This window comes from Solidesulfovibrio magneticus RS-1 (genome assembly GCF_000010665.1).
Taxonomy (GTDB): Bacteria; Desulfobacterota; Desulfovibrionia; order Desulfovibrionales; family Desulfovibrionaceae; genus Solidesulfovibrio; species Solidesulfovibrio magneticus.
In genome coordinates this window covers 2,086,468-2,099,362 of sequence record NC_012796.1, presented here as the reverse complement: position 1 = coordinate 2,099,362, position 12,895 = coordinate 2,086,468, and the positions used below count along the sequence as shown (strand labels likewise).

Sequence of the window (12,895 nt, the reverse complement as noted above, 5' to 3'; positions counted from 1 at the left end):
ATGAAGGATTCACTCTTCTATCCGCAAATCAATGAGTGCAACAATTTCTTAAAAGAGATTGGATTGCTTAAAGAGTATTTCCCGAACCAATCATCTCCTCGCAATCCCGGCGCATTCTTTAGGGGGTTAGACTATGAAAAATATTGGACAGAAGTATATAGGCGCTATTATTATACGTTTTACCTTGAGGACAACTCTCTTATATGCTTTGAAAACAAGATAAACGGGGATGATGATTATGTGTGTTTTACATACCTAGAGTGCCCGTATGCTGGTGATACTTATCCAAATTTTCTTGAAAACCTAGGAGGCTCATATGAATCTGACGGAGATGCTTTTAAGGCTGAATATGAGCAATACATTTGTGAACAGGGAATAAAACAGCATGTCACCCCTATACGATATGAATATCGTCCCGACCAACACAATCCAGGAATACATCCTGCATCACATTTGCATATAGGTTTTAGAAATGACATTCGACTTGGTTGCGGAATACTATTTACGCCAGTAATGTTTGTTCTTTTCATTGTTAGACAGACATACCCTATACTCTGGCAGTCCATGCTGTCTAAAGGAGGGAGCCCTCTTGCGGAGAGAGAATGCCGAAACCTTTCTTTAGTTAATACAATATACTTGCACGATCATGATAAATACGAACCATACCTTCTTCCTCACTAGTCCATCGTGTTCAAAAAAATTGGTGTCATTACAGGTGAAGTCAAAAAAAAGCAGTCCTGCGATTACATGCGTACAACATTTAACAAAAAAGCTGAACTCCAAGATTTTTATGCACCGATCAACTATTCCAAACTAACTAGTAATATACTCTACCTAGAAACATAAGGCCTTCAAAATTTCAATGGCTTTTCTGTTAGATGGTCGAGGACGTTGTAGGCACGTCCAATGAAATTGGGACGGCCAACCAATAGAACATATTTCCTTGTTGATACAGCCAGAGACAATGTAGAACGGAAAATGAGCTCCGGCTAGGTGCCTGTATCTCAACTTCAAGTAACTGAAAATATAAAATTTTAACATCATCAAAACAGTAATGAGGCTTTCAATCAAGCCAACTAAACAACAACAAGCTAAAGCGGGTGAGTTTAAAGCCTGCGGACTGAAAGTTCAGCTGCATCACGGCAAGCCAAGCGATCTATTCTCAACCCCGGTGTAGGCGTAAAAGACAGTCGTTGCTTCGGTGCGATAGCGTCCAGAAAAACTCAGCCACTAACTGAAAACTGCCAGACTGAGCCGGGGATTTTAACCCTGAAGACGGGCGAATAAAGTGTTTGAATCAGCACTGGCCATTTTCACGCCAGCAACCTTGCACAGGCACCATCCCGCATAGGTGTGGCTTGCCCTGACTTAGGAGGCCAAATGCATGCTATTATCCGTACCACTAAGGGCAGGCGGCATGAGGTTAATTTCGACGGGCTTGAAACGACGGCAACAATTGTTCTGGGCGAAGAGGTTGTCGAGATTGTTATGGAAGCTAGGCAACACTTCACGCCTGAGCACAAACAACCACTTGCGGTTCTTAATATCCCAAGGAGCATATTTGATGTGGCCCTCAGCGAGGGAGTTAGGACTGGGTTCAAGCATCCCGGAGCCTTTCTTAAGCTGGTAAAGGCCGATGAGTGAAACGCAAAATGAATTTTCTGATCTGAGTGGCCAAATAGAGAGGGTCACTTTCACCAGTGAAGAGAGTGGCTACACCATTGCCAAGGTCAAGGTGTACGGCCGCCGCGAACTGGTGACCGTCGTAGGCAATATCTTGTGCCCCACTCCGGGCGAGATCATCAAGATGAAGGGGGAGTGGTCCAATCACCCCAAGTTCGGAGAACAGTTTAAGCTCGCCTACTACAAGACCACTGTCCCCGCGTCAGTGCATGGAATCGAAAAGTACCTTGGTTCGGGCCTGATAAAGGGCATCGGCCCGGTCATGGCTAAAAGGATCGTCAAGCTGTTCGGGGAGGCCACCCTGGACGTCATCGAGGCTGACATCCAGAAGCTTATCGAGGTTCCGGGCATCGGCTCCAAACGGGTTGGCATGATTGCGCAGGCCTGGGAGGAGCAGAAAGAAATCCGCTCCGTGATGCTGTTCCTCCAGACCCACGGGGTTAGCTCAGGCTACGCGACGAAAATTTACAAGCAGTACAAGAACGAGTCGATAGCCGTTGTCCAGGAGAACCCCTACCGGCTGGCCCATGACATTTTCGGCATCGGCTTCGTCACAGCAGACAAAATCGCACAGAAGCTTGGTTTCGACAAAAACTCTCCGCTCCGGGCCGAGGCTGGCATCCTGTATGTCCTGCACCAGCTTTCGGACGAAGGGCATGTTTTCTATCCCCAAGACCCCTTGATCGTGAAGGCCATCGAGATTTTGGAAGTGGAGCCTGGAGTCCTGGTGGACGCTCTTGGCCGGCTGGCTACGGAGCATAAGATTGTCGCCGAGACGCTGGATCGGCCGGACGGTCCGGTAGAGGCCATCTACCTTGCCAAGTACCACCTTTCCGAGAACCAGGTCGCAGCGCGGCTGAAGGCGCTCCAGGCTGCTGCCAAGGGGGTCCGCTCCATTGACGCCGAGAAGGCCGTGGAGTGGGTCCAGGAAAAGCTGTCCATGACCCTAGCCGAGAAGCAGGTGGAAGCGGTGAAGGCCGCCGCTACAAGCAAAGTCCTGGTCATCACTGGCGGACCGGGGACGGGCAAAACGACAATTATCCGAGCCATCCTGAAAATCTTCTCAGCTATCACCAAGTATATCCTGTTGGCCGCCCCGACTGGCCGGGCGGCGAAGCGCATGTCTGAAGCCACGGGACACGAGGCTAAAACGCTCCACAGGTTGCTTGAGTATTCCATGCAGAAAGGCGGATTCCAGAAGAACGAGGACCATCCCCTCGACTGCGAGCTAATCGTCGTGGACGAAGCGTCCATGATCGACTTGATCTTGATGCACCATCTGCTGAAGGCGATTCCCAAGCCGGCCACCTTGATCCTGGTCGGTGACGTGGACCAGTTGCCTTCGGTCGGCGCGGGAAATGTGCTCAAGGACGTGATCGCTTCGGGAGCCGTCCCGGTAGTGCAACTGAACGAAATTTTCCGGCAGGCACAGGAATCCTCGATTATCGTAAATGCCCACAGGATCAACAAAGGCGTCATGCCAGACACCCGCCCCCGCAAAGATGCTGACGACTTTTACTTCGTCGAGGAAGAAGAGCCTGAGAGGGCACTGCAAAGGATCATCCAGTTGGTCCGGGAGCGAATCCCGGCGCGGTTTGGGCTTGACCCCATCAATCAGGTCCAAGTGCTGACGCCCATGAACCGAGGGATAGTCGGGACGACCAATCTGAATTTGGCGCTTCAGGCAGCATTGAACCCCAACGGGGCAGAGGTAGTCCGGGGCGGGCGCACTTACCGAGTCGGGGATAAGGTCATGCAAATAAAGAATGACTACGACCGGGAAGTCTTTAACGGGGATATTGGCAGGGTCACAAAGATTGACGAGGAAGAGCAGGAATTGACTGTGGACATTGACGGCAGGCCGATAATTTACGATTTCTCTGGTCTTGATGAGCTTGTTTTAGCTTACGGTGTGTCGATTCATAAGTCGCAAGGGTCAGAGTACCCTGCGGTTGTAATTCCTGTGCTGACGCAGCACTATGTGATGCTTCAACGCAATTTGCTGTACACTGGTGTCACTCGGGGGAAAGAGCTTGTCGTCCTCGTGGGAACCAAGAAAGCTCTTGGCATTGCTGTCAGAAACAATAAGACTGTTTCTCGCCATACACATTTGTCAGCCCGATTGAATTGAACGGCAACAATGAGCTGGTTTGTATATATAGTCGAGTGCTGCGACGAGACTTTGTATTGCGGAATAACATGTGACATTGCGCGTAGACTGAATGAGCACAATGGTACTTTATCTGGCGGTGCTAAGTACACTGCTTCCCGAAGGCCAGTTAGGCTTGTGGCAAGTGCCGAGGTAGAAAGTCGGGCTGAGGCAGCAAGGATTGAGGCAAGAATAAAGAAGTTGCCAAAACGTAAAAAGCTAAACTTCATTGCGTCATTGAAGCAAATTTGAAATTATCACTTAGACCTGAGCAACGCGCCAGCCCATTTCAGGCGCTACTGTTGTAACAAATTGTTACAACAACTTAGACGACTCGCATTTCAAAGATATCGATCCTGCTGAGTACTGTATAATTTCTTTCAAAGATAGTGCAAAAAGGGTTGACCGTGAAACAATTGGATAATATTTTTATATTGATCGATAAATATTAAATTTGCGGGTGTAGCCATGGGACACAAAGAAGCTCGGCAAATCACAGCAGAAGACATTAAAATTCTTATGGACAGTGGGAAGAACCAGAAGGAGATTGCCAAAGAGCTTGGCGTTTCCGTGCCGACGATTGCCCGGCGCATGGCGGCCCTCCGCTTGAACAAAGGGCCGCCCATGCAGTTCCGGGACATTAAAGGGTTGTGCCTTAATAGCATCCAAGCCAGCGCTTTGGAGGCTATAACGCCTGAAAGAATTGAAAAGGCTTCGCTTTTAGAACTCATGAAAGCTTACAAGGTTCTGCTAAAAAGCGATAAGCCCCTTCGAAAGGTAAAAGGTGAGTTTACAGGTTTGCTGAACCATCTCCCCCCTGAAGAGGATGGTTGATAAACCTGCCGCGTAAATTCCCCGAAATACCACGCGCTAGGTGAACTTTCATTGTCTCTGCATCGAGGTAAATGCAAACGCAGTCTTCTAAGGATTCACAACTGTATTCCGATTTTGCTATGGCCGACAACATTTTTTTCGCTGCCATTAGCTGAACAAGTGAATCACCCGAAATCTCCAAAATTGTGCCGGCGGGCAGAGCAAAAAGTTTTTCAAACAAATCTTTCGGATTAATGTTGTTTAAAGAAAATGAATGCATTTCACACCTCCGCAGTAGAAAATTGAGTTAAAGGAAAAACACCTGGGCCGTTAGCACAGGGACAGACATTTAGGCTGTCACCAGTGTTTTGTTTGTTGAGCAGCTTCGCCTTGCCGGCGCATCGGGTTGCCGGGACGGAGGTCCCGGCCATGGTGGGACACATCGGGCATGGTGGGACGCCGTAACCATTTGGAAAAACGGTATTTGTCCCACTTGTCCCACTAGTCCCATTAGAAAAAGATATTATTACAATCCACGCCATTGCCCCGTTACGTGTTTCCCGCGAACTGTTCGAAAATGGCGGGACAAATGGGACTAGTGGGACACGTCAATGATTTCGGCGTGTTGCGTTGCCGAAAAATCGGGGCATGTCCCACTGTAAACCTCCCACTCTTAGTGCCAGTCGAAAGTTGAGACTCCTGGCGAGTTGATGGCGAGGTACTCGGACGGGGTGAGGTCTCCGAGTGACTCATGAGGCCGTTGTTCGTTGTATTGCTTCAGCCAGTCCTCTACGATCTCTCGGACTTCGCGCAAGCTGCTGAAAATATAGAAGTCCAGCACCTCATGGCGGAAGGTGCGATTAAACCGCTCGATGTACGAATTCTGTGTTGGCTTGCCTGGCTGGATGAACTCCAGATCCACTCCTCGTTTTTCGGCCCAATCCGCCAGGGCCACGGACACGAGTTCCGGTCCATTATCCATGCGCAGCTTCGCGGGACAACCTCTCCAGGCCACCACCCGTTCCAGCACCCGAACGACCCTTGCAGCCGGCAACGTGGTATCCACCTCGATGGCTAGAGCCTCGCGGTTGAAGTCGTCGAGCACGTTGAACGTACGGAAGCGTTGGCCACTCATAAGGACATCGCTCATGAAATCCACCGACCAGCACAAATTGGCCGTAGCTGGAACGGCCAGTTTCTCAGGATGCCTCGAAGGGAGACGCTTTTTGCCTTTGCGGCGCAGATGCAGCTTCAAAGCGCGGTATACCCGGAGCACACGCTTGTGGTTCCACATCGGTTGCTCGCGACGCAGCAACGGAAATAACTTGCCGAAGCCAAATCGTGGATGCTTCTCGGCCAGCCTGACGAGCGCTTCAATCACCAGTTCGTCGTCGGATTCCTTGGGCTGGTAGCCGTACACAGACCTGCTCAGACGAAAAGCTCGACAGGCACGGCGTAAGCTCAACCCATGCTCGACGTGGACGTAGGTGACCAACTCGCGTTTGTCGGCTGGCCTTATAACTTTTTTGCGATCACATCCTTCAAGGCTTGGTTTTCCAGACTTAACTCGGCAAACATCTGTTTGAGGCGGCTGTGCCGCCTTTCTCCGCGGACAGCCGGGCCACGCGACGCACGGCCACAACCGAGTCCTGATTCAGAGAGGCGAGCGTTAAGCCGTCATGCACGGCCTGGCTTCGTCGAAAGAGGAATGCGCCCCGCTACAGGGCAACGCTCGGCGGCGAGTCAACCAGCCCCCAGGGTCACGGGGCCGGCCGGCCCGGCCACCGGACCAATGTTCAGGACGTGCGGACTTCCAGGGCCTCGTCGGCCACGACGCGCTTGACAGCGTTTCGCAGGCTATTGCCGCAACAAAAAAGAAGGGGTTGCAGCTTTTCGCTGCAACCCCTTCAAGATGGTGCCGAAGGGGGGACTCGAAATATTTACAGAACTATCTGTCTGAAATATTTCGACTTTCCTGTCGGCTCAAACAAATCTCGGGAGCTGTTTGTACCAGAACTTTGTACCAGAGTTATAGTCCCCGAGGGACTCGAATTCAAGCCCCTCTGTCGGGAGCTTACTTCCAGAAATTTGGAAACTTCGATCACACCACCTTCATCCCGCCAGTTCCCTGGCCAGCATGGCAAGCAGGACTATAACGGTCGGCCCCATAAAAATGGCCGCCCCCCAGGCCCATATCCGCCAGACGTCGCTGCCGCTCCCGGCTTCGAGCATCATGGGCGGAAACAGCCGCACGAGCTCCTTCGGGCTGCGGCGCAACGGCACGCCCGCCGCTTCCAACGCCTGGATCAGCCGCTCACCGTCCGTGACGGCCATGGAGCCCAGCGCATCCGTCAGCCAGAGATAGGCTGTCGTTCCGTTGTCGAGTTCCAAAGCCAGCCCGGAAACATTCGAAGCGCCGAGCAGCATGGCCTGCCCCGCGACCTGGAGTCGTGCCGTGCCCCGGCCAAACAGGGCAGCGATCCACAACAGGCGTATAAACCATTTCGGATAGCGGTGGCGCACCGGCGCAGCCGCGACGATGGAGGCATAGGGGATATCCAATTCCAGGCCGAGAGCGCCCATGGCGACGCCTCCCTCCCCCAGGCCGACGTGAAAGGAGGACGCCCAGGCCGTATACCACACCAGAACCAGCCCAAGGCCTGCCAATATCCAGAAGATACTGGGAAAGACACCATAAACCGTCACCGCCTGCACCGTTCCCCCGACGATGGCCAGCGGCATTACGAAAAAGATGGTAAACATGAGTACCCAGCCGAAATCCCCAAGGCAGACCCGCCAACGAGAAAAATGCGACCAGCCCTTGGCGTAGCGTGGCCAGGGCAAGACAAGGTATGCCGCCAGCCCCACACCGAAGCACCACCAAGCCCACGGACGCCAGACAAAGACGAGGGTAAGCGGAGGACCGTATTCTGAAAGACCGGAACCGAGATGAAAGGAAGCGTCGTCCAGACGCGTGAATCGCAACTCGAGCCGTTGGCCCGAGGCATCTTCCAGCACTCTTGGAGTGTCAGCTGGCCCGGCTATGCCATGGACCAACTCGGCCAAAGGGAATTCGGGAGCCTTGAAGTAGATTTCACGCGGCCTTTCCCAGTTCCGTTCAAAGGGCGGGATGCGGCGCATCCAGGCCTGGTCGATGTCCTGACCGCTGGAAACAGCCAGAGCCTTGGACATGAAGCGCTCTCCTTGTTCTCCCGAAACTCGAATGACAACGGGAGGCGACGTCACTCGCGGAAACGGCAACAGACTGTCCTGACCGTGGACAACTGGCTTGGAAGGTGGTTTGGGTATCTTCACGGAATAAAATGGCGTGAGATCAGCGAGAAAAAATAGCAACAATCCCATGGCGATGCCTAGAGCCAAAAGAACTCGACGAGTCAGTTCCAACATGTTAGCCTCTTGATGTTACACTTCAAGTTGTTTTATGGCTGTACATCAAGAATGATTTTATCACGAGGCATGAAACCGAAGCAAAGAAATAACTACCCGCCCGAATCGAGGCGTCTGTAGGGCCGCCCAGGGTCGCTCGCTTCCACGAAAAATACTGTTTCGCCAGACACAGGGATATGCCCTGTCGCCGAAAATATCGACGGAGAGCGTATGGATCCATGCAACCGTTTCCGAATGTTCCTTGTCCCATTTGTAATGGGTATTGCATTCATTTTCGCCGACGTCAGCCAAGCGCTTGCTCTTCGCTGCACTGCCTTGTCTGGCGACGACAGATACTCCATCCTCTACACCGTTCAGGCGATGCATCAAGCGAAAATCCAACGCCAAGGCGCTTTAATCACTGTCTTCGAGATCGGCGGCGGCGACCCTGCTCTGAATGGTGCGCTCCTCTATATTAGGATTGAGCACAACGACCAAGCGTTCGTGTGGAAAACAGGCTTAAACGTGCACTCCATTCAGCAATTGTCGACTGGCCCTGAAAACACCCTCGACATTCGGGCCAAAGAGGATTTTCTAGACAGCAATAACATGGTAATAAGTCGAGAAGTTTCATACAAAATACATTTCTATCTTAACAACGATACACTTGAAGATGCAATTTTCGTCGAAAACAGCCCAAAAATAAACTAACATAGCCAAGAAGCAACAACAAGTACACAACTATAAATCCCGCGAAAACCAAAAGCTACATCCGACAACCCGGGATCACAAATTCAATGGGGCCCATGGAAAAATGCACTCTCTCGGCATAATTCATAACAATGCCTAGGATTATTAAGTATTTTCTAACGCAACGTCGCATATCGCCTATGTCATACAAGAGGTTATAAATAGCAGCATCGACACCCACTGCCTCGACGAAAGTCGAACTCGCATGGAGGAAGTCATGGTCCCCGCAAAATGCTCCCCACGATCATTCGCCTTTCGGGCAACGGCCTGTCTGCTCCTTGGCGTGGTACTTTTGTGCTTCAACGGCACGATAGGGCATGCTGGAACCATCGTCAGCGCGAGCTGTCCCTGCGGGTATTCCAAGACATTACCCCTGTTCGGCGGACGGGGAAATTTCAAGACCGTTTGCATGTTCCCTGCATTGGACAAGGCCAAACACGACATCGCGCTGTATAACGTGTTCGAATATCCGGACACAGAAAACTCACCCGGACCACCAGGGCTTATTTCCTACGCATCGCCAAACCTTATGCCCGAGCATCCATCAGAAGCGGTCGCGTTTTGGCGCATCCAATCCCTGGGCAAGACGCTCACGCTCTATCAGGGCAGCTATGTCTGCCCAAGATGTGAAAAGCGGACGATGACCTTCCGAACGGTCGGATTCTGGGATTAGAAAATGCTGGCGGCGCGACAGACAGGTCGACCAAACCCGCAGCGACTGATCAGAAGGGCAATATAAAAGCCTGCACGCTTCAGATCGGAGGGCATCACGGGCGACCCGTGTCACGGAAGCGAGCGGTGTCGTCCAGGCCACAGCACGGCAATCCCTGTATGAAGCTTAATTAAGAATCGTGCCGTAGCCCCCCGTGATCTTGCCCTCGGCCAATCGATTAGATAAACGGACTGTATGGCAATTAACGGCGCAGGCGGCACACCTGGGGGGCTGGGGAGATTTTTCCTGGGGCTGACCATGATGGTTGCAGGAGGCTACTTATTCTTAAGCTCCATTCGTGTCTATCACTTCTTCAATATGGGCTACTCACTTTACACGTTTGGCTCATTCCGCCTGACTACCGGCATGACACTTCTGCCACTTGGCCTCGGCATCGTCATGATTTTCTACAGTGCCCGTAACATCCTGGGCTGGCTGCTGTTTTTGGGGAGTCTGCTGGCCATTTGCGTGGGTGTTATTGCCTCTATCCGTTTTTCCCTGGCAAGCATGTCACTTTTCGACCTACTTGTTATCCTGACGCTGCTGCTCGGCGGACTGGGGCTGTTTCTCAGTTCCCTGCGGTCACAGGGGACGCCAGCCTAAGCTTCCGCCGACAGCCCAGCACCGCCTTGCCGTCGCTAATACCAACCATCTCCCGAGGGTAGGACATGTTTTTCAGCAAACGGCCAAAGGCGGACAATCATCCCGCCTATCCGAATTTCCCCCTTGAACTGCGCATTGGGGCCATCTTGGCCGTGGACGTAGCCGAAGCCCTGCGCTTTGAGGGCCTGGGACTAACCATCGCCCCGCCCCAGGGCGAACTGTTGGTGGAAGCACTGTCGTCCACCTCGCTGTTCGGCCTGAAGTTGGTCCGGGCCTACGCCAAACAAGGTGAGGCCACCTATCTCTTCCAGTTCAACCAGGACGGGGCCGGTGCCCTGCTCGACGTCAGCTTCTTTCGCCTGCTCCAAGAAATCCGCCCTGCTACTGCCGCAGATTGGGGTCTGTGGCTAGATGCCGGAGGGCTTATCGGCGGCAAGGATCTCAATGCTCCCAACGGCCAGACCTATCTGCGCCAATGGGGGGACGGCGACTATGCGCCCCCGGTGGAAGCGGAAGAATTACTCTTTACAGATCCGAAAGACCCGCCGCGCTGCCTTGCCCACCAGATGCACCTCTATACCCGCGAGGTGGGGGACGAAAACGAGAACATGCTGGTAAGCGCCGACACAGAGCCTGAAGCGGCCCTTGTACGGGCCTGGATCGGCCTGGATCTCACGCCCTACGGGGTCAAGGTTTATTAAGGAGGCCCCGGCATGCCCCTCAGCACACGGCCCATCGTTTTCCTCCTCCTGGCTCTGGTTCTGGTCCTTGGCGGCCAGCCGGCTCAGGCCAAAAGCAGCAAATCGTCGTTTTCCAGCGGTGGCAAATCCTCGTCATCGTCATCGTCATCGTCTTCCAGCGGCAAGAGTTCTGGCTGGAGTAATTCGTCCACGCCTTCGACCGCTCCTGCACCGTCCCAACCCAGCAGCAGTTCATCTTCTGGCTGGGGTAACAGTTCCAACCAAAGCACGTCCAGCCCAGCCAAATCAGGAAGCACTCCATCTTCGGACTGGGGCAACAGCGCCCCGAAGAGCACGACTTCGGCTCCAAACGCCGCAGCCAAGCCGTCGAATGGCGGGACCTGGAGCAACAGTTCAGGCACCAGCGCCGCACCGGGCACGGACAGTGGCCGATCCAAATCTTCCTTTGCCACTTCCGGACAGGCGGCTGTCCAAAAAGAGGCTTCGGTCAAGGCCTACAACGAATACAAGGGCAAGTTCGCCAAGCCAGACAACCCGGTGCGCGACAACGCCGGAACCGCCGGCCCACAACCCTCGCGCACCTGGGACAATTACCGGGATTACCGCAGTAATAGAGACAACTACTACGCCGGGCAGGGCTGGAGTGCGCCGAACTACGCCTACCAGAGTGCGCCGTCGTTTGGCCTGTGGGATGCCATGTTTTTGTGGTTCATGCTGCGACAGGCCAGCGGCCCGAGCTTTATGTACAACCACCAGGGCGATCCGGGGGTCCAAGCTTTTCGCCAGGAAGCCGACAAACTGGCCGCTTCCAATGCTGATTTGAAGAAGCAGCTCGCCGACATGGATGCCAAGATCGATCAGATGCGTAAAGATGGGAGGCCGGTTGACCCCAAGAGCATGGACGGCGTCGATCCATCGGTGGCTCTGGCGGCTGAACATGTGGTCAGGGAAGACGCCCCCAAGACGTCGGGAATGGGATCATGGGTGTGGATTTTGGGTGCCGGAGTGGCGGTGGCGGCCCTGCTTATGCTGCTGACCCGTCGGCACCAAAACACCAAAAGAAGATAACGCAAGGAGCTTATTATGTTGTCGTTTCTCAAACAATACGTCGTAAAGAAAACCGAGGACGCCCAGGCCGGATTTCTCAAACTCATTGTGGAGTTCGACCCGGAAAGCGCCTCAGAAGCCGAGATCGGCGAACTCGACGAAATCCTCACCAAGCTCACTCGCCAGATGGTGGGGGCTAAGGCCGCCTGGGACAAGGAACAGCAGGAAGCCGAAGCCATTAACAAGGCATACACTCTGCGCGTCGGTGCCGCCGAGCGGTTGCAGGCCCAGATGGACGCGGCCGAGGGCGATCAGAAAACCCTGATTGAAACGAGCCTGGGCAAACTGGTGGCGGAACTGGAAAAGATGGTCCCTGAGGTGGAGCGCGAGGAAGCCGAGGCCAAGGAAGCTAAATTCTATTACGACGAACTCAACACCGCCGTCAAAACCGCCTCCGAACGCCTGAAAACGGCCCGTTCCCGCTTGACCGAAGCCAAGCGCCGCATGGACATGGCCCAAATCCGGGCCGAGCGCGCCAAGGAGCAGGAAGAACGGGCCAAAGTGCTCTCCGGCATCAAGAAGCAAGCCGACACCATGGGCACGGCCTTTGACGCCATGTCCGCCCGGGCTCAGGAGTTGGAGATGCAGGCGCAGGTCCATCAGGAAAAAGCCAAGCTCCTGGCCCAGTCCAAGGAAGAGGAAGACCCTCTTATTGCCCAGGCCCTTAAGGACGCGGCTGGAACCCCGCCGCCGCAGTCCCTGGGTGACCGTCTGGCCGCTCTCAAAAAAAAATAACCAGGGGTCCTTGTCTCTCGTCGTCCGCCAACGGGCGGTCCCTTACGCAGTAGCCAAGCTTCGACCGCCCGTTTTATTTTGTGGTCCTTCAGGATTTTATGTGGAGGGCTGGCCGGCATGGTCCACCCGGGCTCCCCTGAAGGACACAAATCTGTATTCACGGACTCTCAGCATGACTGTGCCGTTGTTTGTTAAAGCGGTTGAACTGATGACTGCTGATGGCATCGGCCAAAATTTCTGCCGAGTTCGCCCAAG

The 12,895-nt window shown here is 53.6% G+C and carries 14 protein-coding genes and 1 pseudogene; 11 read left to right on the top strand and 4 right to left on the bottom strand.

The window, feature by feature from the left end; genetic code table 11:
* The 5 genes from DMR_RS23305 (at position 1) to DMR_RS08765 (ending at position 4,666) form a co-directional block, all read left to right on the top strand.
* Positions 1 to 681, top strand: a complete 681-nt coding sequence (locus DMR_RS23305; protein ID WP_015860560.1) for a DUF2290 domain-containing protein — start codon at positions 1 to 3, stop codon at positions 679 to 681.
* 699 nt (positions 682 to 1,380) lie between these two features.
* Positions 1,381 to 1,644, top strand: coding sequence for a hypothetical protein (locus DMR_RS08775; protein WP_043600355.1), 264 nt, complete (start codon positions 1,381 to 1,383; stop codon positions 1,642 to 1,644).
* Positions 1,637 to 3,814 (top strand): SF1B family DNA helicase RecD2, encoded by a 2,178-nt coding sequence (locus tag DMR_RS08770; RefSeq protein ID WP_015860557.1) that lies wholly within the window; start codon positions 1,637 to 1,639, stop codon positions 3,812 to 3,814. Before DMR_RS08775 ends, DMR_RS08770 begins: the two co-directional genes overlap by 8 nt.
* Before the next feature lie 9 nt (positions 3,815 to 3,823).
* Complete coding sequence (locus tag DMR_RS23300) at positions 3,824 to 4,084, top strand: GIY-YIG nuclease family protein (protein WP_015860556.1); 261 nt, start codon at positions 3,824 to 3,826, stop codon at positions 4,082 to 4,084.
* Positions 4,085 to 4,300: 216 nt separating this feature from the next.
* A complete protein-coding gene (locus tag DMR_RS08765; RefSeq protein ID WP_015860555.1) occupies positions 4,301 to 4,666 on the top strand; it encodes a winged helix-turn-helix transcriptional regulator in 366 nt (121 codons plus the stop codon).
* Here DMR_RS08765 and DMR_RS24435 read toward each other — a convergent pair.
* The 3 genes and pseudogenes from DMR_RS24435 to DMR_RS08755 all read right to left on the bottom strand — a co-directional run bounded on the left by DMR_RS24435 (position 4,623) and on the right by DMR_RS08755 (position 8,053).
* Positions 4,623 to 4,925, bottom strand: a complete 303-nt coding sequence (locus DMR_RS24435; protein ID WP_148208396.1) for a hypothetical protein — start codon at positions 4,923 to 4,925, stop codon at positions 4,623 to 4,625. The two genes, DMR_RS08765 and DMR_RS24435, sit on opposite strands and share 44 nt — an antisense overlap.
* Before the next feature lie 393 nt (positions 4,926 to 5,318).
* Positions 5,319 to 6,250, bottom strand: a pseudogene (locus tag DMR_RS08760) (IS3 family transposase); the annotation flags it as partial.
* A gap of 507 nt (positions 6,251 to 6,757) precedes the next feature.
* Positions 6,758 to 8,053 (bottom strand): hypothetical protein, encoded by a 1,296-nt coding sequence (locus tag DMR_RS08755; RefSeq protein ID WP_015860552.1) that lies wholly within the window; start codon positions 8,051 to 8,053, stop codon positions 6,758 to 6,760.
* A gap of 210 nt (positions 8,054 to 8,263) precedes the next feature.
* Between DMR_RS08755 and DMR_RS08750 the strand changes: the two genes are divergently transcribed.
* From DMR_RS08750 to DMR_RS08740, 4 genes are all read left to right on the top strand, one after another.
* Positions 8,264 to 8,743 carry a hypothetical protein gene (locus DMR_RS08750; RefSeq protein WP_043600354.1) on the top strand — a complete coding sequence of 160 codons (480 nt, stop codon included), beginning with the start codon at positions 8,264 to 8,266 and terminating at the stop codon, positions 8,741 to 8,743.
* A 256-nt stretch (positions 8,744 to 8,999) separates the two neighbouring features.
* Positions 9,000 to 9,455 carry a hypothetical protein gene (locus DMR_RS24430; protein ID WP_148208395.1) on the top strand — a complete coding sequence of 152 codons (456 nt, stop codon included), beginning with the start codon at positions 9,000 to 9,002 and terminating at the stop codon, positions 9,453 to 9,455.
* Between the two features lie 234 nt (positions 9,456 to 9,689).
* Positions 9,690 to 10,097, top strand: a complete 408-nt coding sequence (locus tag DMR_RS08745) for a hypothetical protein (protein ID WP_015860551.1) — start codon at positions 9,690 to 9,692, stop codon at positions 10,095 to 10,097.
* 65 nt (positions 10,098 to 10,162) lie between these two features.
* Complete coding sequence (locus DMR_RS08740; RefSeq protein WP_015860550.1) at positions 10,163 to 10,798, top strand: DUF2491 family protein; 636 nt, start codon at positions 10,163 to 10,165, stop codon at positions 10,796 to 10,798.
* An 83-nt stretch (positions 10,799 to 10,881) separates the two neighbouring features.
* Here DMR_RS08740 and DMR_RS08735 read toward each other — a convergent pair whose 3' ends face one another.
* Positions 10,882 to 11,289, bottom strand: a complete 408-nt coding sequence (locus DMR_RS08735; protein ID WP_015860549.1) for a hypothetical protein — start codon at positions 11,287 to 11,289, stop codon at positions 10,882 to 10,884.
* A 46-nt stretch (positions 11,290 to 11,335) separates the two neighbouring features.
* Here DMR_RS08735 and DMR_RS08730 point away from each other — a divergent pair, with 46 nt between their 5' ends.
* Positions 11,336 to 11,866, top strand: coding sequence for a hypothetical protein (locus DMR_RS08730; protein WP_015860548.1), 531 nt, complete (start codon positions 11,336 to 11,338; stop codon positions 11,864 to 11,866).
* A 15-nt stretch (positions 11,867 to 11,881) separates the two neighbouring features.
* Positions 11,882 to 12,640: a hypothetical protein gene (locus tag DMR_RS08725; RefSeq protein WP_015860547.1), complete on the top strand. Its 759-nt coding sequence runs from the start codon at positions 11,882 to 11,884 to the stop codon at positions 12,638 to 12,640.
* The last annotated feature ends 255 nt before the right edge of the window (positions 12,641 to 12,895 follow it).

Coding starts and splice junctions, on each gene's coding strand:
- DMR_RS08765 (WP_015860555.1), top strand. CDS start 4,301: ATGGGACACAAAGAAGCTCGGCAAATCACAGCAGAAGACATTAAAATT.
- DMR_RS24435 (WP_148208396.1), bottom strand. CDS start 4,925: ATGCATTCATTTTCTTTAAACAACATTAATCCGAAAGATTTGTTTGAA.
- DMR_RS08750 (WP_043600354.1), top strand. CDS start 8,264: ATGGATCCATGCAACCGTTTCCGAATGTTCCTTGTCCCATTTGTAATG.
- DMR_RS08740 (WP_015860550.1), top strand. CDS start 10,163: ATGTTTTTCAGCAAACGGCCAAAGGCGGACAATCATCCCGCCTATCCG.
- DMR_RS08725 (WP_015860547.1), top strand. CDS start 11,882: ATGTTGTCGTTTCTCAAACAATACGTCGTAAAGAAAACCGAGGACGCC.
- DMR_RS08745 (WP_015860551.1), top strand. CDS start 9,690: ATGGCAATTAACGGCGCAGGCGGCACACCTGGGGGGCTGGGGAGATTT.
- DMR_RS24430 (WP_148208395.1), top strand. CDS start 9,000: ATGGTCCCCGCAAAATGCTCCCCACGATCATTCGCCTTTCGGGCAACG.
- DMR_RS08755 (WP_015860552.1), bottom strand. CDS start 8,053: ATGTTGGAACTGACTCGTCGAGTTCTTTTGGCTCTAGGCATCGCCATG.
- DMR_RS08770 (WP_015860557.1), top strand. CDS start 1,637: ATGAGTGAAACGCAAAATGAATTTTCTGATCTGAGTGGCCAAATAGAG.
- DMR_RS23300 (WP_015860556.1), top strand. CDS start 3,824: ATGAGCTGGTTTGTATATATAGTCGAGTGCTGCGACGAGACTTTGTAT.
- DMR_RS23305 (WP_015860560.1), top strand. CDS start 1: ATGAAGGATTCACTCTTCTATCCGCAAATCAATGAGTGCAACAATTTC.
- DMR_RS08775 (WP_043600355.1), top strand. CDS start 1,381: ATGCATGCTATTATCCGTACCACTAAGGGCAGGCGGCATGAGGTTAAT.